Raw genomic sequence first — 25,048 nt, 5'->3', positions numbered from 1 at the left:
CACTGCTAGTTTTAGCAGTGTTTTTCTTTTTCGGAGCAAAATCGGGTAGAATGTAAGAAGATTAAATTAATGATGCGAATCATTAGCAACAGAGGTTTACATGAAACGTTATTACTACATGGATGTATTGAATATTTTAGCTACTTTTGCAGTAGTTATGCTTCATGGATCAAGCTATGCTTTTTCCAATGCAATGGACCATCGCTGGGATGTCTCAGTTTTGATTCAAGTGCTCTTCATTTTTGCTGTTCCAATCTTCTTTATGTTGTCTGGAGCAAATAATCTTGACTATCGTGATCGAGAAGATACTAAAACCTTTTTCTTAAAGCGACTACGACGCGTAGGAATACCATTTATGACATGGTCAGTGCTTTGGTTTGTCTATGAAAACAGTCAAAATTGGCATCTTTCATGGACTTCATTACGAACATACAGTCAGTTGTTTGACGGTTTAATGCATAACGGGATTCAACCAATTTTTTGGTATTTCTACTTCATCATTGGTTTCTACTTATCTGTGCCATTGTTGAGTAAGATAACGGTCGATAAGCAAAAGCAGCTTGTACAGTATTTACTTGTTTTAAACATCGTCTTTGTTGAATTGGTCAGCTATTACTATTCAATGCGTCAACAACCCGACACGTTACTGTCAGGAGGGCTCAGTATCGGATTCAGCGGATCCATTGGATTCTTCATTTTGGGGTGGTATTTGAAGCATTTTCCGCTGTCAAAAAAATGGGCACGAATTCTTTACGTTGCTGCAGTTGTTTCAGCTTTGATTATGATTGTTTTGACAGTCGTCTTATCAAAGCACCGGGGAGAGTTCCAACGTCAAGTTTATAACATCTGGGGGATCTTTGGATTCTTGTGGTCAGCCGGTGTCTTCGTGTTCTTCCAAAACCATTTTTCAGAATGGATCCCTTCAATAAAAATGCAAGGTCTGCTGAAGCGATTAGCTGGGGCCTCGCTAGGGGTTTACGTTATCCACTACTTCTTTATCGAAAGTCTTGAGCAGAATAACATCCTAATGCCAAGGTCATGGTGGCACATTCTAGTGATGCCAATTATTGTATGGGCCATTTCAGTTATTCTTGTTTGGTTGATTAAAAAGATTCCATATCTTAGAAGAATTGTTTAAAGTCAAAAGCTCAGTATTAAGCTGGGCTTTTTTATTTTGTTAAATTTAGTTAAGACTTAATCATTTTGAAATCGCTTTTCCTGTAGAATGGAATAGTTAGGTTTATTGTCTATAAAATGAACAAGACCACCAATACTCTATTTAAAGGATCTATTATGCCTCGTCATTTTAAAACTAAGAAGCGAATGAAAAAGAGTACGATTGTTCTCTTGCATCTTGCAGGAATCGCTGCAATTGCTGGAGGATATTACTCATTTGATTCACACCAGAAGCATCAAGAAGAAAAAAGCATCAAAGCGGAAGTAAAAAAGCAAGAAAATGCTCAACCTGCTCACATGACTCGCTTGGCGATAGAAGGTATTCAAAATAAGCATAAAGACACAAATGATTTCCGTGCACCGGACTTGTCAAAAACGGATTTGATAAGTTCTGACATCCCATCATCAAAGCAATACAACCCAAAGACGGGGCAATACGATAAGGTTGTTGCGTGGGATTCATGGCCTGTGACGACACCTGATGGCACCGTAGCTAACTTTCACGGCTACCGTTTGCAAATGGCTTTAACTAGCCTTGGACGTCGTGACGATGGTCATGGCGCTAAGATTGGTCTCTATGCCCAAAAGATTTCCGATAAGAATGAGGATATCTCAAGCTGGCAATACTTAGGGGATGTTTTTGCAACCTTTGGAGAGGGTCGCGATAAGAACAAAGAGGATGAATGCCTCGATTCAATTGTCAGTGAATGGTCAGGATCATCCTACTTGATGGATAAGAATGATAGCACGCTGCGTGTTTTCTACACGAATGCCATGCCTCGTGGAGGTGACCAAGGGCAAGCGTTGACAACAGCGAAAATCCAATTAGAACCTAAACAAGGAAAAGACTGGTCGTCTGGTTTGACGATTAATCATGAAAAAGCTAGTGATCACAAGACTTTGTTCACAGGGGATGGAAAGATTTACCAAACGGCAAAGCAGGCCACTCGATACCGTAGTGTCGGGGACTCCTTTGCGATGCGTGATCCTCATTTTGTGAAGGATGGGAACCGCTATTACCTGACTTTCGAAGGAAACACCGGGACTGATTTCCACCCTCAAGGTGAAAACAACTTCTTGAATGCCGACTACTACGGTAATCAAAAAGAGTTTGAAAACGAAACGAACCGTTTGAAGAATCCTGCTGCCCAGGCGGAATACGATCGTATTTACATGGCCAATGCAGCGCATGGAAAGTTGGAGTTGAACAAGGACTTTACCGTTAAAAAGGTTTTGAATCCTATCCTTACTGCTAATGCTTCTTATGACATGATTGAACGTCCAAACCTTTTCGAATATAAGGGGAAGTGGTATTTCTTCACTTGTTTCTTTGGGGATGGTTATTCATCTGTCTATCAACACCCTTACACCATTAAGAAGACTTACCTCTTTGGTTATGTTTCTGACGATGGAATCAATGGGCAATACAAACCGTTGAATGGAAATGGCCTCGTCCTTCAAGGGGCACAGCAAGATCCATACTTTACCTATGCCTACCTACCAGTAAAGCCTGAAAAGATTAAGAATGATGAAATCATCATCACCTCTTTCCAAAATAGTCGCACCTTTGCACCAAGTTACCTCCTTAAATTGGATGGACACAAGACTAAGGTTATTAACGACCGTGTTCTGTCTCCTGGTGCGTTGACGACGACAGGAAAGACATTTAAATCTCAGCCACAGCACGACTGATAAAAATGATGAAAGTGAATGCTTATGCAAGTTACTAAGAATTACTTATATAACGCTGCTTATCAGCTATTAAATATCATTGTCCCAATTTTGACGCTGCCATACTTGGCACGTGTTTTGGGAAAAGAAGCGGTTGGAATCGCTTCTTGGACAAATTCCCTTGTCACATATTTCTTATTAATCGCGTCACTGGGTATCGTGACGTACGGTTCGCGAGAAATTGCTTATGTACATGATAATGAGGAAAAACGTCAGAAAAAATTCTGGGAAATTCAAATCATCCACTTCATTGCTGGTCTGGTTGCTTTGATTCTATACGTGGGCTTTATCTACGGTGGTGGGGCCCTCAACACTCGTATCCACAATAACGAATTGTTCTTGTGGTACCAGATTTGGGTCATCTTCTCAGGAATTTTTGATATCTCATGGTACTTCATGGGATTGGAAGACTTCCGTAAGACGGTTCTTCGAAACATGATGATTAAAATCATGATGACCGTGTTGATCTTCATCTTGGTCAAGCAACCGGGTGATGTCGGTGCCTATATTTTGTTATTGGCTATCTCACAGGTTGTTGGGAACCTCTCCATGTGGCTATACTTGCTTGGAAAGTTCAGCTGGCCAAAGTTTAGCCAGCTAGATTTAAAAGGGCATTGGAAGCCGGTTTTCCTGATGTTCTTACCAACGATTGCCACGCAGGTATACTTGCAGCTAAATAAGACGATGCTGCCATTTATCACTGGTGCAACGGCGACCTCCGGGGTATATGATAACGCTGATAAAATCATCAAGGTTTGTTTAGCCCTCGTTACTTCAGTCGGATTGGTGATGCTGCCCAGAATGTCGGCGCATTTTGCTGCTGGTGAACACGATAAAATGAAGGCTGCGATTCATTCCTCAATGGACTTTGTTTCAGCGATTGCTATTCCCATTGCGGCTGGAATTGCGGCCTTGGGTCCTACCGCTATGCTTTGGTTCTTGGGAAAGAACTGGGGGGATGTCGGAGTAGCTCTAGTTTTGCTGACACCAATCATTGTCTTTATTGGTTGGTCAAACGTCATTGGTAATCAGTTCTTGATACCAACGCAGCGTTTGCATGATTTCACTTGGTCCGTGACCTTTGGTGCCATACTAAACGTGATTTTGAACTTCCCATTGATCTATCTCTGGGGGGTCGCAGGAGCTGCAATTGCGACTGCTTTGTCTGAATTCGCAGTCATTGCTTACCAGCTTGTTGTCACGCGTAAAGATATGTCGGTTCTTGGACACTTTACTGGAATATGGCGTTACCTCGTTGCCGGTACCGTGATGTACTTTGTTGTTAGTCAATACGTTCAAAGCCACAGTATTGGATTCACATCTACGCTTGTGGAGGGAACGCTTGGATTCGTAACTTATGTTGTGATGTTGGTCCTATTGAGAGCGCCAATATTAACGATGCTGTGTAAACGCGTTTCCTTTCGCGTTAAATAGCAGTCTGGTATAATTAACAGTCGTGTACAAATAAATAATCGGAGGATGGAACATGAAAAGAATGCTGTTCTATCACTTTCCCAAGCGAATCTTAGACATCGTCGTATCAGCCTGTGCCTTGGTGTTTTTATCACCATTGTTCTTACTGATTGCGCTCTGGATTAAATTCGCGGAAGGAACTTCTCACGTTTTCTATAGCCAAGAACGAGTTGGCCGTTATGGAAAACGCTTTAAAATATATAAATTTCAATCAATGGTCGATAATGCTGACGAGATTCTTCGTTCCAACGATGAACTCTATGCAAAGTTTGTTGAAAACGGCTACAAGCTGCCAACAAAGGAAGATCCACGAATTACAAAGATTGGGGCCATCTTAAGAAAGACCTCTTTAGATGAACTGCCACAGTTCTGGAACACGTTGATTGGGAACATGTCGATCATTGGTCCGCGCCCCGTAGTTGAAACTGAACTCGTTGAGTATGGTGATGAAGAACGAATTGAAGAGTTTTTGTCTGTTAAGCCAGGAGTCTTCGGCCTCTGGCAGGCTTCGGGACGTTCAAATATTGGGTATCCTGAACGCGCACAGATTGAGCTCGACTACGTTGATCGAGCAAACCTTGGTTTGGACTTCAAGATTTTGTTTTTGACGGTTATTGCGATTTTCAAAGGGGATGGCGCTTTCTAAAAGGTGTCGATAAGTAGAGGAGAAAATAATGGAATTTACATTTACAGATATGATGAAGCGCTTCTGGCGTTTTTCTTGGGTTATTGTCTTAGTGATGATTCTTTTTGCCGGTGCTGGTTTTGCTGGCTCAAAGTTAGCTAAGAAGAATACCAACTACGCTGCTTCACGTACGGTGATTATTGCAAAGGATAACACCAACGTGAAGGACCCTAACTCACGCTTTTCCGCAGATAAGGCGTTGATTGACACGTACAAGAAGTTGGCAAAAGATGATGCCATTGTTTCTTCAGTTAAGAAGGCTTTGCCATTTAAGATGACCACTGACGAAATCACGTCAGCAGTTTCAGTTGAAAACCCAACTGAAACGTTGATGTTGAATTTTGAAGCAAATAGCAACACCGTTGCAAAGGCAAAGGCATTGGCTAACACATACGCTGAAGTATACAGCCAAGTAGCTCCAAGCCTTTACCCAGACATGGGACAACAAAAGCTATTGTCAAAAGCAAACAGCTCTGACGTGAAGGAAGTTGGATCAAAGTCTACCAAGAAGATGACAATCTTTGGTGCGGCATTCGGTCTCGTTGTTGCGATGTTTACGGTATTGGTAACGGGCATCTGGTCTAATTACAAGTTGGCAAAGAAACAAGGGTAAGTAAATCCTATGGTGAATTTTCTTTTACCAATCACATTCTTTTCGAAGAATTATACAAGTTCGGTCGCTGAAACAACGGCAATGATTGCGTTTCCATTCTTCGTAGCAGTCATCCTGATTCAGTTGTTTCGTTTCCCGACAAGAATCAAGGACATCATTCCTTCAAAGCTAGCTTTGGGATTGGGTTCTTTTTTCTGGGCTGTGCAGCTTTTTGCGATGGCTTACTCATACGGTAAAACCGGGGATACGGTTTTAACTTCTGGGTTACTACATTCCGTCATCATGTTGGCGAGTTGGACGATTACGGTTTATGTTGCTTGGGCTGTCATTCAGCTGACCGTGACGAACGAATCAGAAGAAAAGTCGTTCTTGAAGTCTGGTTTAATTGCTCTTGCGGTTTACTTCGTCTTCGTTATCTTCCCTCAGTTGGTTGCGACACTCACTCATATGAAGAGTATCGAAGGCTATGTCAATCATTTAGCGGGTCTTTTCGAGCGTCACTGGCGCGTTCATGGCGAATCCTATGACTTCTATAAAAAGGGATCATATGCCGTAACGCAGGGACGAGTAAATGGATTCGAACCCGAAGCGGCATTCCTTGCTAACTTTATCGGTGTCGTCTTTCTTCCTGCTCTGATAGGTGTGCTATCTTCAGGTGCTAAGATTTGGGACAAAGTGAAAAGTGCCAATACCGAGAAAATGTTAAATGTCATTTTGGTAGCTATTATTTTTGGAACATTGCTTCTCGCAAAGACAACAACTGGTATTTTAACTGCTGTCGTTGCCTATGTGCTTTGGATTGTTTGGTCTAAGGGCAAGAGTCGAGTGACGCTAATCGTTTTGATGCTTGCTGGGATTGTGCTGCTGGGTATTGCCTACCTTAAGGTTCATGCAGTGCAGCACTTGTTGAACCAGTTCTTGTTTGCAAAGGGCGGAACCGATAATCGATTGGGAGGAACAATTGGTTTGTTCCTGACCTTCCTAACGCATCCTATTCAGGGTGTGGGTTATGGATTCACATCCTTCTTTACGCTTCAAAACGTTCCAGAATTTACAACTCACAACTTCGAGTTTGAACATATTTATTCACAATTTGGCTACCCCAATCTGTCTGACTTGCTCGGATGGTTCGCATCGTTTGGTGTGATCGTCATGATTCCGGCAATGTGGCTGCTTCTGCGCTTGGTTGCTCGAACAAACCTCATGAAACATCGATTGAACACAAGTTTGATGGATGATAGTCAATTGGCATGGAATAGGGGAATGCTAACTGCTTTCATTACGATGATCGTATTGGCAGCCTTCTCATCCATCTTTGTTATTCAGGTCTTCTTATGGCCTTATCTCTTAATGTTTTTCTTCTATCGAAAGCACGTCTTGCGATTGGAAAAGGAGCTTAGCTAATGACAGTATATGTCGCAACACATAAAGAATACGACATACCTCAAGATGGCTGTTACCAACCAATCATGGTTGGATCTGCATTGCGAGAAAAAATTCCAGATGGTTATCTCCGTGATGATACTGGAATTAATATTTCTAATAAGAATCCAAACTTTAATGAGTTAACTGCTATTTACTGGGCGTGGAAGAATTCAAACTCAGACTTAGTGGGATTAATGCATTATCGACGTTACTTTGGAAATAAGGCATCGCATGATGTTAAAGCACGTTTAACGAAGGTTCAGTTGGAATATCTTCTCCGGGACCACGACGTCCTTTTACCTAAAGCGCGTAACTACTTTATTGAAAATCAACGTAATCATTACTTGCATGCCCATGCAAATGAGCCATATTTCATCATGGAGGATGTGATAAAAAATGATTTTCCGGATTTTTATCCGGCATTTCAAGAGATGGAAAAGTCCACGAAGGCTCATCTTTTCAACATGTTCGTGATGAAGCAGGAAACGTTCGATGACTATGCGGCTTTTCTTTTCGGAGTCTTGGATAAAGTCGAAGAAAGAGTCGACTTATCAACACTTGAAGGACAGGATCTTCGAGTGTTTGGTTTTCTTTCTGAACGTCTCATGGATACTTGGTTAAAAACAAAAGGATATTCATACGCTGAATTGCCAGTCGTTTCGCTTGAAAAGACGAACTGGATTGATAAAGGAACACAGTTCTTAAAGCGTAAGTTCTTCCCAAATTCAAAGAAAAAGGTACATTTCTAATGGCTAACAAATTTAACACTAAAAACTACGACTACTTGATTGTTGGGGCTGGCCCCTTCGGAATGACGTTTGCTTACGAAGCTGCCAAGCGTGGTAAGAAGTCACTTGTTGTCGAAAAGCGTTCATTTATCGGTGGAAACACGCACACGCACGTTGAAAACGGAATCACGGTTCACGATTTCGGTGCCCACATCTTCCACACGGATAACAAGATGGTTTGGGACTACGTTCGTCAGTTCGCCGAATTCAACGGATTCCAAAACCAAGTGGTTGCAAACTATAACGGTAAGCTCTTCAATTTACCATTTAACATGAACACCTTCTACCAAATGTGGGGTACGAAGACGCCAGCTGAAGCGAAGGCCAAGATTGAAGAACAAAAGGCTGAAGCGTTGAAGGAATTGGGTGACCGTCAGCCACGTAACTTGGAAGAGCAAGCCATCTCATTGATTGGTACAGACATCTACCAAGCTTTGATTAAGGGTTACACTGAAAAGCAGTGGGGACGTAAGGCAACGGAATTGCCTGCCTTTATCATCAAGCGTTTGCCAGTTCGTTTCATCTACGATAACAACTACTTTAACCACCGTTATCAAGGGATTCCTGTTGGTGGTTACACACAGATCTTTGAAAACATGGTTGAACGTTCAAACGGTTTGATTGATGTGTTGACTGACACTGATTTCTTCGACCACAAGGACGAATTCTTGGCTGAGTTCCCACGTGTCTTGTACACGGGAATGATTGACCAATTCTTTGATTACAAGCATGGTGAATTGGAATACCGTTCACTTCGCTTTGAATCCGAAACAATCGATTCTGATAACTACCAAGGAAATGCCGTTATTAACTACACGGATGCCGACACACCATTCACTCGTCAAATGGAATGGAAGCACTTCGATGGATTGGCTGACGAAGGGAAGACAATCATTACGCGTGAATACCCACAAGATTGGGACCGCACGAAGGAAGCTTACTACCCAGTGAACAATGAAAAGAACACGGAGTTGTACAAGCAATACGTGAAGGAAGCGCGTGAAAACGCTCCTGAAGTGATGTTCGGTGGTCGTTTGGGTAAGTACCGTTACTTCGACATGGATCAGGTGTTCAACGATGCGTTAAACACGGTTCGTGAAGAATTCGGTATCGATGATGATTTCAACTTCGCACACGACGATGTGAAGTAAAACATTAAAGCAGCTGTTTAGCTGCTGTACATAAGATTATGATTTCAGAATTCACTGACTGAGGGAGAGAAGGAGAGTCGGACATGGATACGCAAAAGCCAAAGCGAATTGAATGGGTTGACGTTGCGAAAGCCGTTGGAATTTTACTTGTTGTATACGGGCACGTGCTTTTAGGAGCACATGATGCCGGCCTTTGGTCTGATACGTTGAACTACCGTATTCAACATAGTGTTATCTATACAACGCACATGCCGCTGTTCTTCTTCTTATCAGGTATATTTGCAGTTAAGTGGGGGAAACGTGCCGCTAAAACAGCTGTTTGGCAGAAGATTCGTACCTTAATTATTCCATACTTCATTTGGGGAATCTTCCAGGCTGTTGTGATGCAAGCCGTTGCGAAGAATACAAATAACGGACAGGGGCTTTCAAATGCATTCACACTTCCATGGATGCCATACGCGCAATTCTGGTTCTTGTACGATTTATTTTGGATTTTCTTGATTTACTATTTGGCTGTAAACGTCATGAAAATGGGCAAGAAAGTTCTGTTTGTTTTCTCATTCATCCTGTTCTTGTTGTCTCCATGGCTGCACACATGGGAAGTATGGCGAATCTTCTACCACTTGATTTTCTTCGTGGCCGGAACCTTTGTTTTGGAACAGCAAGATCAATTAAATCAAATTAAGCTACTACCAAGTTTTATCGCAGCAGTCATATTAAACGTCGTCTACTTTATGTTGCCAGCTAACCAGGAATTGACAACGTTCGTATCATTTTTCGTTGCAATGTCTGGTATCGCTTTCTTAATTAACTTATCAAAGTTATTGAAGCATTCTTGGATTGATTTTGTTGGTCGTAACTCAATGGCCATCTACGTTCTGCACATCATCTTTACGGCGGGATCTCGCGTTTTCCTAATGAAACTAGGATTAACGGCCTTACCTTTCGTTTTGACCGTAGGGCTCTTGGCTGGAATGATCGGACCATTAATCATTTTCGTAATCTTAAAGAAAATGAAAATCAATCAATATCTATTTTAGTTAATTTGTAAAAAACACTAAAACATGTATTATTTATCAAACAATTTACACACGGGTAGCGTGAGTTAGGTTATAATCGGGAAGGCTTAGAACTAGTCTCGTTTTTTCAGGAGAGAATAATGACCCAAAAAATCAAAGCAAACAGACTCTCATTGGTTGTTCCTGTACACAATGAAGAAGATACCATCTCAATGTTTTACGACGCGATTCAAGAGGTGAAGCCACAAATAACTGTCGACATTGACTTTCATTTTATCGACGATGGTTCTACTGATGAAACGCTAACTATCTTGCGTGACCTATCTGTTAAAGATGATCACGTTCACTACGTTTCATTCTCAAGGAATTTTGGGAAAGAAGCTGGACTGTACGCTGGCTTGAAACAAGCGCAAGGTGATTATGTTGCTGTCATGGATGTTGATTTGCAAGATCCACCAGAATTATTGCCCGAAATGTTAGCGGCTGTTCAATCAGGCGAATACGATGCTGTCGGAACACGACGTGCGGATCGAAAGGGTGAGGCGAAGATTCGGTCATGGTTCTCCGCACAGTTCTACAAGTGGATGAATAAGATTTCTCAGACGCATTTAGTCGATGGAGCACGTGATTACCGTGTGATGTCTCGCCAAATGGTCGATGCTATTCTTTCGATGTCTGAAAATCAACGTTTCTCTAAGGGAATCTTTACCTGGGTTGGCTTCAAGACAAAGTATATTCCATTTGAAAACCGTGAACGTGTAGCTGGAAATACCTCATGGTCGTTCTGGTCATTGGCTAAGTATGCCATTGAGGGAATCGTTTCCTTCTCAACAATGCCACTGACAATCGTTACGTTCCTCGGCTTGGTCTCTTTTGGAGCTTCAATATTAGCAGGAATCTTCATTGTTATTCGCGCATTGATTTCAAACACATCAGTAGCTGGTTGGCCTTCAATGGTAACCATTATGCTTTTTATTGGTGGAATCCAGATGTTGAGCCTTGGAATTATTGGCCGATACATCGCGGCCATCTTTATGGAAACGAAGAACCGTCCAATCTTTATTGCTAAAGAAGAAAAGTAAGTTAAATTATAAAAATTATGCTTGTTGAAAAAACTTTGAACAAATTTAAGACATGGTTGACAAGAATCCCTGCGTTGCCCGGATTCTTTTTTGTTGGGGCTGTTTTTGCGGCACTCCTTCTGATGGTGGGACACGGAAACGTTCTTTACTTTGGGGCCGATCAGCAATTCCATTACAATCGAATTTACGAATTGTACCGTAATATTCAGCACGGGAATTTCTTTCCAACCATTTCTACTTATTCTGCCAACCAGATTGGTAGTAATGTCATCGCAATGTACCCATCGCTACCAAATTATGTAGGAGCTTTCTTGCTCTTCATTTTTCCACGAGTACCAGCTATTTACGTGCTGCTTTGGTTACAATTTATGGTTCAGTATGGTATTGGCCGCTTCGTTGCTAAGAAGGTGGGATTAACTAATTTCAACGCTGATATTGCAGCTTTCCTATACACAACTGCAACCCCACTCGTTACACAAACCATTCAACAGTGGTTGTTTGGTGAAGTTTGGGCGATGTCATTTATGCCCTTGGTGTTACTTGGACTATATCGGGTTTCCAAACAGTTCTTGTTTAAGAACGACGAAACTAAAAGAATTGACTGGAGTATCATTTGGCCACTCGCCATTGGTTTCGCTCTGATGTTAAACTGTCACGTGCTTTCGTTTGCCATTTTAATTGCCTACACCGCAATCTTTGCAGTGATTGTCTTTATCTTTGGACATAATCGATTGAACCTCATTGTGCAAATGGCTGTTGCAGCATTATGGGCAATTGGGTTGTCAGCGGGGTTCTTGATACCATTCCTTTACAATTCATTGAACAATGATTTAACGAGTCCACAACCCTACGAATCGCTCAGTTACTGGGCTGCGCCAAGAGCACAGGAAATGATTTCGGCTTCCTATTCGTTCTTTTCAAACACAGTTGGATTGATTGCGTTACTCGCTGTCGCTGTCGGTTTCTTTTTACTCTTTAATAAGCAAATCACTATTAATTTAAAGCTGTCTTATGTTACTGGGGTTGCCCTTACATTAGCAGGGACGTATTACGTTTGGAAGCCAATTTACCACACTGCACTCGGTACTATTCAATTCCCACACCGTGTGTTTGCGGTTGCTATCTTTGTTTTGACTATTGTCTTGGTTATGATGATTCAACAAGCAGTAGAGAAGGAAAGAGTGCAAAAAATTCTTTTGGTTGGATTAGTATTGATTAGCTTGTTCACTTTGTTTACTGGCGCTCGTAAGCACTGGTTGAATCAGATTCGAGCAACAAGTTCTGAAGTCAATTACGTACCTTCAGTAAATCATAAACTACCAGTTATGGGATCAGGAGTTACTTTCTATACAAAATCTAATACACTTGATAACCTAACTAAGTATTGGGAAACGTTTGGGGCTTTTGATTACCTACCTAAGCAATTCGATTTGAGTGAAGATTTGTTATTACACCACGTTGAAAAAGAATCTCACGTCCTTGTAAATACGTCATACCAGTCTGCTTCAAATGGAATACGTTACAACGGAAGTTTTGGTCAAGGAAAAGTAATTTTGCCATTTTTGCACTACCATGGTGACTATTTAGTTACAGATCAAAATAAGCACGCTTTGCGCTTCCAAATTGCTTCAAATAAGCAATTCGTTGTTGAAACAACAAATGATACAAAGAAAATCATCATTCAGCGGAAGCATAGTTTGATTGAATGCGTAGCATACCTAATTAATGCGATTGCGTTTGTAGTAACTGTTTATTACATTTTGGTAAAATGGTTAAAGAGAAAAAAGGGGGAGATCTGAAATTGGAGAAGGAAAATAATCGATTAATCATTGTTGTTCCCGCGTACAACGAGGAAGAAATTTTATCTAAATCAGTTAGTGTTTTAACTGACGTGATGAAAAATCTGGTTAGTGAAAATCTAGCAGCCAAAGAAAGTAGAATTTTGTTTGTTAATGATGGTTCTAAGGATCGAACTTGGAGTCAAATCGTTTAATTTTCAAACGAGAATTCTTTCGTGACCGGTATTAATTTTAGTCGCAATTTCGGTCACCAAAACGCTATCGTTGGTGGACTTTCGGAGGCTTATCAATATGGTGATGTATTCATTACTATTGATGCTGATTTACAGGATGACCCATGGGCAATCGTTGACATGATGAAGGCCTATCAGAACGGATACGATGTTGTGTACGGAGTGCGTGATTCAAGGAAGACGGATACTTTCTTTAAGCGACAGACTGCAGGTTCGTTCTACAAATTGATGGATAACTTAGGTGTGAAGATGGTTCCACAAGCTGCTGATTTCCGTCTTACTTCTAAGCGTGTTGTTAAACAATTACTGAGCTATTCTGAACGAAACTTGTTCTTGCGTGGAATTGTACCTGATATCGGTTTTCCAAGTACGAATGTATACTACTCGCGGAAAGAACGTGAGTTAGGCGAAACCAAGTATCCATTACGTAAGATGATTGGGTTAGCTTGGGATGGAATTACTTCTTTCTCAATGGCTCCAATGCGCTTTGTTCTTTTCTTGGGTGTGTTCTCAATGTTAGTTTCTTTGGGAATGTTTGTGTATACTGTGGCCCAGCATTTCTGGGGTGATACTGTGCAAGGGTGGTCATCTCTGATGCTTTCTATCTGGTTCTTAGGCGGTGCACAATTAATTGGATTATCTATCTTTGGAGAGTACCTAGGGAAAATCTTTAACAATACTAAAAAAAGGCCACGATTTATCGTTCAAAGTAATTTAATGAGAGAGGACAATGATGAAAATTAATATAAGTAAAATTAAAAGATTTGCTCTCCCACTGTTTTTTATTTTTTTAGGTAGTATATTTGCGCTTGGAAGCTCTCCCATTTATGTTACTAATCCATGGGATGATACCAATGCTATGTTAACAATGGGAAGAGCTTTAACGCACGGAATAATTCCCTTTAAAGACCTAGTAGATCAGCGGGGACCGATTTTATATTTCTTGTTTTCATTTGCTTCCTTAATTAAAGGGAATAGCTTTTTCGGTGTATTTTTTATAGAACTGATTAATCTTCTCATTGTTTATTTTTTGACGTATCGTATTTTGCAAGTGATCGGAAAATCTTCACGTCAAAATGAATGGTATAGTTTGATAGGTCCAATTATTTTGATTGGAAATAGCACGTTCAATCTAGGGGGAGCCCCAGAAGAATTCGCTTTCACCTCAGTTTTATTTTTGTTTTATGTCATCATTCGTTTTAATCACGATTTGTTAGAAATTAACGAGAGATATTTATTTTTATTGGGGTTAAATTTTGCCATTGTTTTTTGGAATAAATATTCAATGGCGGGACCATTTTTAGTTTTCTTTCTTTTACTAAGTGTCCATTCAGTAAATAAAATGAATTTTAGAGAATTCATAAAAAATAAATTTTTACCAGCTTTTTATGGTTTTGCTTCCATTAGCTTCATAATTATTCTTTTCTTTCTTTTTTCTGGTGGCTTGGTGGATTTGATTAAAGTTTACTTCATTGAAAACTTATCATATGGTCATACACCAGGTACTTTGATACATAGATATTTTTCAACAATGTCGTACATTACAATTATTGTAGGTAGGCATATCTATATACTTTTTATGATTTTTGTTGGATGGTTCATTGCTTCTCGCGAAAAAGTAAACATATTTCCAGAAATATATATAACAGTTGGTAGTATTTTAGTTATGGCCATACCACAACAATATACAGACTACTATAATATGATTTGGTTGCCTGTCCTTATTGTTTCAGTGATTCGAATTATGGTTAAAATTTTCAATCGAAATGAATTAGACACAAATTTGATTGGAAAGTACGCTAAGTTTTTAATTGTTATTATGCTCGTTTGTTTGCCGTTTTCGAATAATATCGATTTAGGTCGTCTAATTGTTAAAGGAAATGAAAAGGCTCGTGATTATGGAACGAGAGATGCACAAAAACAATTTGGTGAAATTATGAATTTTAAGAAGCATGACAAGCATCCTTCACTTGTTATGTTGAACTCTTTAGACGATGGGTTCTTTTTGTCAGCAAAAACATTACCAACAACACGTTACTGGCATAAACTTAATATGACGAGATCACAAATGCCTGAAATGTATGAGGACTTTAATAAGACATTAAAATACGAAAAGGTAGAATTTGTCGTGGTCAAATTAAATGAACGTCCGGCAATGAATATAAAACGTTTAAAGAAACAAGTAGTTCAAAATGTTGATGATTCATTACAAAAAAATCTTCAACAAAATTATGATATAAGTGCTATTGCATCAAATAGAGATAATATTGGTTACGTTCTTCTTCAGAATAAGAAAACCGAGAAAAATACTAACTATCTCTCAACTTTAAATTAAACATAGAAACAAGGGATTTATATGATTTTTGTAAAAAGTATTAAAGATAATAAGAAGATAACTGGATTGATATCATTCTTATTTGTCATTTTATTAGTACCTAATTTATTATTACCATTTATTTCTGATGATGTTTCGTTTGGAATGATTACTGGTGCACATGGCTTTATTCATAATTTTTTGAGTATCACCTATCACTTCTACTTCGACTGGTCAGGTCGTTTATTAACAGACTTTTCATCAAGAATAATTCTACAGTTGCCAACTTTTGTAATTGCTTTAATAAAAACTGTAAGTTTATTAATTGTATTGTATTTAATTGTACGGTTACCTCAAAAACTACTTAAATTCGATAATAGTAAATTTGTAATTTCTTATTTGTTGATCTTTTTAACTTATTGGTTATGTAATCCAAATCTTGGTCAAACGACCTTTTGGCTTGTAGGTGCATCAAATTACTTATTCACAAATTTATGGATTCTTCTTTATCTAAATGTTGCGTTTTCCAATTATCTCAATGTTCGAAAAACGTTTAGAATTCTTATATTTATTTTTATTGCTTTTGCAGCTGGTTTATCTAATGAGAATACCGCACCAATAATTGTGGCTTTTGGATTAGGTATGTTTATTTATAAATGGCTTGTAGAACACAAAATTTCTTTTAATTGGTTAATTGGATTCTTTTTCTCCTTGTTAGGTGCTATTGTCCTCCTGGCGGCACCAGGTAACCAGGTGCGTCAACAAGCAGGATCTCCCATATTTGCACAAGAACCCATGTGGTTAAAAATCCATGACTTCTTTATAAATGGAAGTGTTTTTTATACTTTTTCAAATTATTCGATACTTTTTCCTCTGTTCATTCTAGTTTTGATTGGGATCTTTTATATTAAGAGTTCTTCTACACAAGCAATAAATTGGATGATAATTTTCTTCTTAATGGCTATTTGTTCAAATTTCATGTTTGCTTTTTCTCCGGAAATTCCATTGAGAGCACTGAATGGAGCATTTATCTTATTCTTAGTTTCGTTTAGTTTCATTCTCCAATTCCTGTTGAACAATGTATCCGAATCGAAAATGATTCGAAACATTTCAGCTGTGTTATTTATTTCATTAATTTTTGTATTTCTTTTTAGCTATGTACTTGAAGTAAATTCATTTAATTTAGCACGAAAGGAGAGCACAATTCGTGTAAACACGTTGAAAAGAGCTTCTGCTCAAAAAGCAAATTATGTAAATATTCCATCCTGGTATATTGGGCGTGTTATGAGACCACATAATGACTCTTACGATAAATACTTCAATGTAAAATTGGGTGAACATTATGGTTTCATGGGTCAAGTTAAGGAACAGGATACGCACTTCAATTACACTGATAAGAGTCTTTTACAAGAAGTACAAAAAGCAATTAAGAATAACGATTCTTTTGAAAAAATAAATATATATAACAATAATGAGAATTTAAACAAAAAAACAATGGTTGTATTTTTGAAAAAGGATACTCTGTTGAATAGAAAATATGATGTAAAACTAAACACTGAACGCGGAAGTATGAATTTCCTTCTGAATAGCGATCAAATCGTAAGTGTGGATGGTTTTAATTTTGTAAGTTTTGATTTGGGAACTTACTTGTATAAAAACAAAATCACAAATGTTGAAATAAAAGATTCCAACAATACCAGTAACTTGTATTCAGTTAACTATTAGCTGAGTAATTTCCAATTTGAAAAGATGAGATGAGGAAGAATTTGAATAATTTAGCAATCTTAATACCAGCGTACAATGAAGAAATGACAATCGGTAAAGTCATCTCCGATGTACAGCGAGAAACAAAAAATATTCCTGATACAGCTATATATGTTTATGACAATAACTCTAAAGATAATACGGTTGATATCGCGAAAAAATCAGGTGCAATTGTACGACATGAATACGCTCAAGGAAAAGGGGCAGTAATTAGAAGGATGTTTAGAGAAATCGATGCAGATGTCTATATCATGATTGATGCTGATGATACCTATCCTGTAGACGTTATTGAAAAGATGTACAACAAAGTTAAAAATAAAAGTGTAGATATGGTTGTAGGAGATCGTTTGTCTTCAACATACTTTACTGAAAATAAAAGATTGTTCCACAACTTTGGAAATACTTTGGTTAGAAACTTAATTAATCGTTTTTTCAAGACAAATATTCGGGATATCTTAACTGGCTATCGTGCATTTTCATATCGATTTGTTAAAACTTTTCCTGTTCTTTCCCGTGGATTTGAAATTGAGACTGAAATGTCAATCCATGCCGCTGAGTATAATATGCTTGTAGAAAATCAAGTAGTGGACTATAGGGATCGTCCTGAAGGTTCAGAATCAAAGCTAAATACACTTCAAGATGGGTTCTCAGTATTGATAACTCTTAGTAATCTATTTCGAACTTATCATCCATTAGCTTTTTATTCAGTATTTTCAGCGGTATTCTTAGGATTATCAACAGTATTATTTATATTTAGAGTTTTCTTACCATATTCATCAACACATACTGTTGAAAACTTTCCAACGTTGATTGTATCTACCATTCTGCTTGTACTTTCATTTATTACATTTTTCTCGGGTGCAATATTGGATTCTATACAATCAACTAATCGAAGAAACTTCGAACTCAATTTAATTCAAGTAGAGATGAAAAAGCAAAAAATGGATAAAGAAAATGAAGCAGAAATTTAAGTCGAGCCTTGTAGCACTGATTTGGTTTTGGATTAGTATTCTAACACTAGGAATTTTGTATTTACAAAATGTTGGGCCAAAATCAGTTGGGGATTATGAAATGCATATGTATAACACCTATGCATTAGCCACAGGAAATATTTCAAATAAATTTGATCATCACGCGGATCAGTTTAAGAATGCGAAGTCTGTAGTATACGGACCGGAAAGTATCTTAACTATGAATGGTGGGGATCCTGGGTATCCAGATCAGCGTGTAATGAAACCCTTTACTCGTGATTATCAAGTTGATGAACAATTAAAAAACAACCTGATTCCATCTGATTTGAAAGGAGTTCATCCCGTTAGATCACAGTATCCTTCAATCAATTGGCTTTTTCAGGCTATAGGATTCAAAATAGGTTTGAAGTTACACTTATCATCCTACAATATTTGGCAGTCAGCAAGAATTGCTAATTTAATTGCATTTATTATTGTTATTTCTTTATCAATAATTATTATTCCTCAGGGAAAATGGTTAATTTCGTTAGCAAGCTCCTTCCCACTAACTGTTTTTATTGCAGCTTCGATTAGTGCTGATTCTATAAATATTTCGGTGGCTACTCTTTTTGTTTCTTTTGTTATGAGTTTACGAGAAAAGAGTTATTCGACTTCTAAAATTAATAAAAAAGAAATAGCTGCGTTGATGTTATTTGTATTGTTATTCTTCTGTTTAAAAGTAGCGTATGTACCAATGCTAATTTTGATTTTAGTAATTCCAAATCACTTTTTCAATTTTAAGTTAAAGACCATATGTATAGGTTTGGCCGGCATACTTTCCATGATTTACTACTTGGTTTGGTCAAAATTAAATGCTACGGTTTTGCTTGACATTGCTGATTTAAATCAAAATATTCATTACATTAAAACACATTTAATTCAAACGATTTTTTCTCTATTTAGCTTTAGTGTTAATTTGTTACCAATGAAGTTGGGAATGGCGCAAATTGATGGGGAGAGTTTCTTAGGACCTGTCACTTTTGCTTTCATTTTGATTTTATTTGCCATTGCATTTTATGCGAATATTGATAAATTTAAAATCCTACAAAAATTAAATTTAAAGGAAAAAGTCATTTATGGCTCTCCTCTTATTTATGCAGTTATAGCGTATATCGGATCGATTATGATTACCTCAGCAAGTTTACTAGCAACGTGGACAACGGTGTATTTCAGAACTGATGGTCCTGTTCAGGCATTATCAGATGTTCAGGGTTTTCAAATTAGGTACATTTTACCTTTAATTCCGTTATTAACTATTATGTATTGTCTTACAGATAATAAAAATAAATAGTATAAAAGTAGAAGATAATCTCTTCTACTTTTTTTATATGATTACTGAATATTTTGAAAAGATTGTTATAGTTTCATGTACTTTATATGTATCTCAATATGAACTATTTTAGTTCATTGAAAAAATTCATTCTTTTAATTGCAAATATTGTGATTAGAAGTGGTAAATTTTAGTGTTGCAGGTGAAGTTTTATAAATAGTTGAATCTTAAACGGAATATTTTTTCCTATGACATATAAATGATAATAAAAAAACAGCAGATTGATTTCAGCTGTTTTTTTGATTTGTAAGTAAAACTATTTATATTTTGTTAATAACTTCTAGCTTAATTGAGTGTTTTCCTGTTTCTAGTCTTGTATACAAAATGTTAGGATTAAAAATCGTCGCTTTATGGCCATCAACATAAATTTGATATTGAAAGTTATTGTAAAGGACAGCCGGTAATGCAAAATCTCCAGGTTTATTTACATTAACTTTATATTCAATTCCATTATTATATTTGTTGGTAGAAAGTATTTCGATGTTTGATGTGTATTTTATTTCAACATCTATTTTTTCAACACCTAATGGCAGATAATCACCAAAACTATATCGTGAAGCTACAATGTTTAGATAATTTTCAGAAGTAATTAGGTCACGGTGGTTTTCGAATTTGGGAACAATCTTATGGATTTGATATGTTCCATATAGAGAAAATGTAGAAATCAATATGCTTACGATGATGATACTAAATTTCAGAATTAATCCGCTCTTATTTTTTAGATATTGAACAGTGGCCATTGCCAAGAACAGTACGATGAAAACATTTAGGCGCCCCAGGAACTGTATGAGACCTAATGGCGTATTCTTTAAACCTTCAAGGGGAATGACATTCAGTGTGAAAAAGAAAAGAACATCTGAGACAATTACCCAATTTTTCCAGGTAGCACCTGACTTTTTCAAGAAGATTGAAATGGTCAGAAGAATCTGAATAATGATTAGTGGTAGACCATATGTCCAAGGTGTATTTTCACCCATGTTGTTGGTGATGAGGTAATTAATGTACTGGCCGAAATCAGCACCGCTTACGCCCGTAAATGGTGTTTGAAAGGTCGTTGTTGCATACATCGAAACGATATTGAATAACGAGTAGGATCCGATAAGCAGCGCAAGAATTGCTGCCATGACGAGTCTTTTAAGAACTACAACGTTGAATTGCTTTTTAATAATCTGGACAATTTCATAGATAAAAATGAACACTGCAGTCATCAAAAGCGAGAGGAGATGGCTATTTGCCATCATCCCCATCGAAATCGCTAAGAAACCAACACCATTTTTTTCATTGCGATGGATTCGAATCAAACCAAGTAATACAAGCGGTAGCCATGCATATCCAAAACATTCCCCTAATGCCACACGAGAATATAGGTCGATCAAGTGAAAATTATTGAACTGATAAATAATGACACCAAGCCAGATTAACCAAATGTTTTTGGTGAAGGCTTTCATCAATAAACGAGTATTAATGATAGTCACCATGTTGAGGAGAATGAATCCAACTATGAGACCATGGTAGGGGTTTGAAATAAGTAGCCGCGGAATAATGAAGAAAAAGCCACCAATCCATGGATACATTGCGTTGATCGCAACCCCGGGATAACTAAAGTATGTCGGAGCAAAGTAAAAGTTAAATTTACCAGGCATCTCACCGTGCTGGAAAGTAGCGATGATATTTTCCAATCGGTTGAAATGGAAAAAGCCATCAGCGGATGAATTAAAGTAGCCATGCCAAAATGCTGGAATGACACTTAGAACAGAGAACCCGAGGATTAAGATTACCTCGAATAGAAACACTTTATGTTTATTAATCGAATTTTTGACTACGGTGCTATTCATAATTTTTTCCTTTTATAAAGTTACTTTCTCATTATACTAGAGATAGCTTTTAGAATTTTATTAACCTACCAGTAACTTTTCTACACTAGAGAGCCTTTATGATATAATCAACTAGATAAATTACGATAAGGATGAAGCATGACAAAATCTGTATCAGCAGTTGTGGTGACTTATAATCGCTTAGAGCTGCTCAAAGAAGTTATTGAAAGTATTCAAAAACAGACCTACCCAGTTTCTCATTTGATTGTTGTTGATAATGCAAGTGAGAAGGACACGCAAGAATATTTGGAATCACTTGGCGATTCAATTGATTACTTGCGACTCGAAGAAAACCTCGGGGGAGCGGGTGGCTTCAACAAGGGAATTCGTTACTTCATGGAAGAAACGGATGACGACCTCGTATGGGTGATGGACGACGATACAGTGACTCATCCTGACACGGTCGAGAAATTAATCAATTTTGCTAATAGCGAAGATAACTTCTCCTTCCTTGCTTCCGATGTTCGTTGGACTGATGGCCACCGATCAAAAATGAACTTGCCTTCCGCCGTTGCAAAGTTGCCGGGTGATGGTGAAGTTCCTGAAGACCAAGTCGAACCATTGCAGCTAAAGAATGCCAGCTTCGTATCCATTATGATTAAGCGATCAATCGTCGAAAAGATTGGATTGCCAATCACGGATTTCTTCATTTGGGGTGATGACATTGAGTACACGGAACGTGCCGCTCGTATCGCTCCTGGGTACTTCGTACCTGCTTCAAAGGTAACGCACAAGATGGCAAGTAACGTTGGTTCATCGTTGATGAACGATGGTCCTAACCGGACACCGCGCTACTTCTATTCATACCGTAACCGGATGTACTATGTACGTCAGCGTAACTTTGTTCCAAAGCTGAAGGGACTGGTAAAGCTGTACCTCGAATTGTGGCAAATGCGTTTGGCGAAGACGGAACGTAAGGATGAAAAGCTTGCCGTTCTGAAAAAAGGGTTGCGTGCGGGTCTGACTTTTAACCCCGTCGTTGAATTTGCGAAGCGTCGCTAATCATTAGTTTTAGATAGGATTATGAACATGACTGAACAGAAAAAAGTATCAGCTGTTGTTGTTACTTACAACCGCTTGGATTTGTTGAAGAAGTCGCTTGATGCGCTCTTGAACCAGGAATATGCTCTTTCACACTTGATTGTTGTTGATAACAACAGTGAAAACGATACCAAGGAATACTTGGAATCTCTTGGCGACAAGATTGATTACGTTCGTTTGAACGAAAACCTTGGAGGAGCCGGAGGGTTCAACCGAGGTGTTCGTTACTTCATGGAAGAAACGGATGACGATTACGTTTGGTTGATGGACGATGACACGATGGCTCATCCCGATTCATTGGCTAAGTTCATGGAATACGCAAAGGAACAACCGGAATTCTCATTCTTGGCCTCAAAGGTTCTCTGGACTGACGGTTCATTGGCTAAGATGAACGTGATGCACTACATGAACAACCGCTTGATTCCTGCAACGGAAACAAAGGCTGTTCAAACGCGTAATGCGACCTTCGTTTCTTTGTTGGTTAGCCGCGTTGCCGTTCAAGAAGCCGGATTGCCAATCACTAATTTCTTTATCTGGGGAGATGATATTGAGTATACGGAACGTATTGCCCGTGTTCTTCCAGGATACTTCGTTCCATCATCTCAAGTGACCCACGCAACGAAGGCAAACTTCGGTTCATCATTGTTAAATGATTCAGCTGACCGTACGCCACGTTATTACTACCACTACCGTAATAAGATTTACTACGCACGCCAACGTGACTGGTACCGTAAGACACGTGCCGAGGTTCGCCCATGGTTAGACTACGTTCAAATCTTGTTCTCAAAGACGGACAACAAGAAGGAAAAGTTGGCCATCATTAAGAAGGGTGTGAAGGCTGGATTTGCATTCAATCCAGTTGTGGAGAAGGTCGAAGGTAAGTGATTTAGATTCTGACGCTAAATTGACATATTACTTTGATAAAATATCCCGTGAGTTTTTATAACTTTCGGGATATTTTCCTGTGTAAGGATAAAATTGTACGGAGAGAAAGATGCAAAGTTTTAATCGAACGAAACAGAGTAAGAAAAAGACGATATTTAAAATTTCTGGAATCGTGCTCATTGTCTTGATTGTGGTATCGGGCCTTTACGGCTGGAAACACCGTCGCGGCATTCGGATCATGTTGAACCAAGTCGGCGTGACTAGTTTGACTCGTCAAGACATGGACGACATTGAGAAGAAGGTCAAGGGTAGCAAAGACTACCGAATTCCTGACTACAAAGAAGATTCTTTGTTAACGAACGTGCCTTCAAGCAAGGCTTACAATGAAAAGACTGGCAAGTGGGAAACGGTCTATGTTTGGGATTCATGGCCAGTAACGATGCCGGATGGTACCGTTGCGAACTACCACGGTTATCGCTTGACCATGGGGCTGACCAAGGCTGGTGGGCGAGCTGATGCTGCCGGAGCAAAGATTGGTCTTTATGCTCAGAAGATTTCTGACGATTCTACGGACGTTTCTTCATGGCAATACCTTGGAAACGTCTTTGCTACTTATGGAGAAGGACGTGATAAGTCAAAGAGTGATAAGTGGCTGGATGATATTCAAAGTGAATGGTCCGGAACCACAACGCTGATGAAGAGTTCGGATTCCACTCTTCGTGTCTTCTACACGAACGCCATGCTCCGAGGTAACCAAGGACAAGCTTTGACGACTGCACAAGTTTCTGTGGAGCCTAAGGATGGTTCTGATTGGGATTCTGGATTAACAATCAACCACGAAAAGGCGAAGGACCACAAGACTGTCTTCGTAGGGGATGGGAAGATTTACCAAAGCGTTGATCAGGCAGTCATGAAGGGTAAGGCTGGTGATTCATTTGCTATGCGCGATCCTCACTTCGTTACTGATGGCGATAAGTGGTATTTGACTTTCGAAGGTAATACCGGAACAGATTACGGCTACCAGGGCGAAAATAACTTCAAACATGCGAAGTACTTTGGAAGCAATGCTTTCTTAAAGAAGGAAGTAACCCGTTTGAAGAAAAAGGAAAATGAGAACGAATACAATTGGTCATACTTGGCTAATTCCGCCCTTGGAAAGTTAGAGTTGAATAAGGACTTCACGGTTAAGAAAATCATGAAGCCAATGGTCACTGGGAACGCCACGATTGATGAAACAGAGCGTCCAAATCTTTTTGAGTACAAGGGGAAGTGGTATCTCTTTACTTGCTTCTGGGGTGATAAGTTCGCTCAAAGCAATCCATACCTTAAGGGAAAGACTTACATGTTCGGTTATGTATCGGATAATGGAATTAACGGAACGTATAAGCCTTTGAACGGTAACGGGCTCGTGCTTCAAAGTAACACACCTGGTCCTGATCCTCGGATTGCGTATGCATGGCTTGTTGTTAAGCCTTCAAAGATTGTGGATGACCGTTTTGTGGTCACTTCTTTCCAAGAATCACGTACTTTCTCACCTAGTTTTATTCTGGAAATTAAGGGTAATAAAACTAAGATGATTACAGATCGTGTATTAGACCAAGGTGCGTTAGAAACAACGGGTAAGACTTATTCAGCTAAGTCTGCATCAGCTTAAT

At 38.7% G+C, this 25,048-nt stretch carries 19 protein-coding genes and 1 pseudogene; 19 read left to right on the top strand and 1 reads right to left on the bottom strand.

What is annotated here, in order from left to right:
* Nucleotides 1-100 precede the first annotated feature (100 nt).
* From NFX39_RS01120 to NFX39_RS01045, 16 genes and pseudogenes are all read left to right on the top strand, one after another.
* The gene (locus tag NFX39_RS01120; RefSeq protein ID WP_252442189.1) at nt 101-1,138 is read left to right on the top strand and encodes an acyltransferase; all 1,038 of its coding nucleotides are present in this window, start codon (nt 101-103) and stop codon (nt 1,136-1,138) included.
* Nucleotides 1,139-1,323: 185 nt separating this feature from the next.
* On the top strand, nt 1,324-2,868 hold the full coding sequence (locus tag NFX39_RS01115) for a glycoside hydrolase family 68 protein (RefSeq protein WP_252442187.1): 1,545 nt from the start codon (nt 1,324-1,326) through the stop codon (nt 2,866-2,868).
* Nucleotides 2,869-2,892: 24 nt separating this feature from the next.
* Nucleotides 2,893-4,341 carry a flippase gene (locus NFX39_RS01110; protein ID WP_252442185.1) on the top strand — a complete coding sequence of 483 codons (1,449 nt, stop codon included), beginning with the start codon at nt 2,893-2,895 and terminating at the stop codon, nt 4,339-4,341.
* Nucleotides 4,342-4,393: 52 nt separating this feature from the next.
* Nucleotides 4,394-5,026 carry a sugar transferase gene (locus tag NFX39_RS01105; protein ID WP_252442183.1) on the top strand — a complete coding sequence of 211 codons (633 nt, stop codon included), beginning with the start codon at nt 4,394-4,396 and terminating at the stop codon, nt 5,024-5,026.
* A 28-nt stretch (nt 5,027-5,054) separates the two neighbouring features.
* Nucleotides 5,055-5,678, top strand: coding sequence for a YveK family protein (locus tag NFX39_RS01100; RefSeq protein ID WP_252442181.1), 624 nt, complete (start codon nt 5,055-5,057; stop codon nt 5,676-5,678).
* 9 nt (nt 5,679-5,687) lie between these two features.
* Nucleotides 5,688-7,082: a hypothetical protein gene (locus tag NFX39_RS01095; RefSeq protein ID WP_252442179.1), complete on the top strand. Its 1,395-nt coding sequence runs from the start codon at nt 5,688-5,690 to the stop codon at nt 7,080-7,082.
* Nucleotides 7,082-7,852 carry a DUF4422 domain-containing protein gene (locus tag NFX39_RS01090; protein WP_252442177.1) on the top strand — a complete coding sequence of 257 codons (771 nt, stop codon included), beginning with the start codon at nt 7,082-7,084 and terminating at the stop codon, nt 7,850-7,852. The genes NFX39_RS01095 and NFX39_RS01090 overlap by 1 nt, the downstream gene beginning before the upstream one ends.
* Nucleotides 7,852-9,042, top strand: coding sequence for a UDP-galactopyranose mutase (gene glf, locus NFX39_RS01085; RefSeq protein WP_252442175.1), 1,191 nt, complete (start codon nt 7,852-7,854; stop codon nt 9,040-9,042). The genes NFX39_RS01090 and glf overlap by 1 nt, the downstream gene beginning before the upstream one ends.
* Before the next feature lie 83 nt (nt 9,043-9,125).
* The gene (locus NFX39_RS01080) at nt 9,126-10,082 is read left to right on the top strand and encodes an acyltransferase family protein (RefSeq protein WP_252442173.1); all 957 of its coding nucleotides are present in this window, start codon (nt 9,126-9,128) and stop codon (nt 10,080-10,082) included.
* A 119-nt stretch (nt 10,083-10,201) separates the two neighbouring features.
* Nucleotides 10,202-11,143 carry a glycosyltransferase family 2 protein gene (locus NFX39_RS01075; protein WP_252442171.1) on the top strand — a complete coding sequence of 314 codons (942 nt, stop codon included), beginning with the start codon at nt 10,202-10,204 and terminating at the stop codon, nt 11,141-11,143.
* 35 nt (nt 11,144-11,178) lie between these two features.
* Nucleotides 11,179-12,942: a hypothetical protein gene (locus NFX39_RS01070; protein WP_252442169.1), complete on the top strand. Its 1,764-nt coding sequence runs from the start codon at nt 11,179-11,181 to the stop codon at nt 12,940-12,942.
* Nucleotides 12,912-13,919: pseudogene (locus tag NFX39_RS01065) on the top strand (glycosyltransferase family 2 protein). Before NFX39_RS01070 ends, NFX39_RS01065 begins: the two are co-directional and overlap by 31 nt.
* The gene (locus NFX39_RS01060; protein ID WP_252442167.1) at nt 13,906-15,510 is read left to right on the top strand and encodes a hypothetical protein; all 1,605 of its coding nucleotides are present in this window, start codon (nt 13,906-13,908) and stop codon (nt 15,508-15,510) included. The pseudogene NFX39_RS01065 and the gene NFX39_RS01060 overlap by 14 nt, the downstream one beginning before the upstream one ends.
* Before the next feature lie 21 nt (nt 15,511-15,531).
* The gene (locus tag NFX39_RS01055) at nt 15,532-17,214 is read left to right on the top strand and encodes a DUF6056 family protein (RefSeq protein ID WP_252442165.1); all 1,683 of its coding nucleotides are present in this window, start codon (nt 15,532-15,534) and stop codon (nt 17,212-17,214) included.
* A 41-nt stretch (nt 17,215-17,255) separates the two neighbouring features.
* Nucleotides 17,256-18,224 (top strand): glycosyltransferase family 2 protein, encoded by a 969-nt coding sequence (locus NFX39_RS01050; RefSeq protein WP_252442163.1) that lies wholly within the window; start codon nt 17,256-17,258, stop codon nt 18,222-18,224.
* Nucleotides 18,208-19,554, top strand: a complete 1,347-nt coding sequence (locus NFX39_RS01045; RefSeq protein WP_252442161.1) for a DUF2142 domain-containing protein — start codon at nt 18,208-18,210, stop codon at nt 19,552-19,554. The genes NFX39_RS01050 and NFX39_RS01045 overlap by 17 nt, the downstream gene beginning before the upstream one ends.
* 299 nt (nt 19,555-19,853) lie before the next feature.
* Here the strand turns inward: NFX39_RS01045 and NFX39_RS01040 are convergent, their stop codons facing one another.
* Nucleotides 19,854-21,428 (bottom strand): glycosyltransferase family protein, encoded by a 1,575-nt coding sequence (locus tag NFX39_RS01040; protein ID WP_252442159.1) that lies wholly within the window; start codon nt 21,426-21,428, stop codon nt 19,854-19,856.
* A 138-nt stretch (nt 21,429-21,566) separates the two neighbouring features.
* Between NFX39_RS01040 and NFX39_RS01035 the strand changes: the two genes are divergently transcribed.
* The 3 genes from NFX39_RS01035 to NFX39_RS01025 all read left to right on the top strand — a co-directional run bounded on the left by NFX39_RS01035 (nt 21,567) and on the right by NFX39_RS01025 (nt 25,047).
* Complete coding sequence (locus NFX39_RS01035; RefSeq protein ID WP_252442157.1) at nt 21,567-22,469, top strand: glycosyltransferase family 2 protein; 903 nt, start codon at nt 21,567-21,569, stop codon at nt 22,467-22,469.
* 27 nt (nt 22,470-22,496) lie between these two features.
* The gene (locus tag NFX39_RS01030; RefSeq protein WP_252442155.1) at nt 22,497-23,393 is read left to right on the top strand and encodes a glycosyltransferase family 2 protein; all 897 of its coding nucleotides are present in this window, start codon (nt 22,497-22,499) and stop codon (nt 23,391-23,393) included.
* Between the two features lie 109 nt (nt 23,394-23,502).
* Nucleotides 23,503-25,047, top strand: a complete 1,545-nt coding sequence (locus NFX39_RS01025) for a glycoside hydrolase family 68 protein (protein ID WP_252442153.1) — start codon at nt 23,503-23,505, stop codon at nt 25,045-25,047.
* The last annotated feature ends 1 nt before the right edge of the window (nt 25,048 follow it).

The organism is Fructobacillus apis, assembly GCF_023893635.1.
Lineage (GTDB): Bacteria > Bacillota > Bacilli > Lactobacillales > Lactobacillaceae > Fructobacillus > Fructobacillus apis.
Note: the sequence above shows the minus strand (reverse complement) of the source record. Positions and strands in the feature narration are given on the sequence as shown.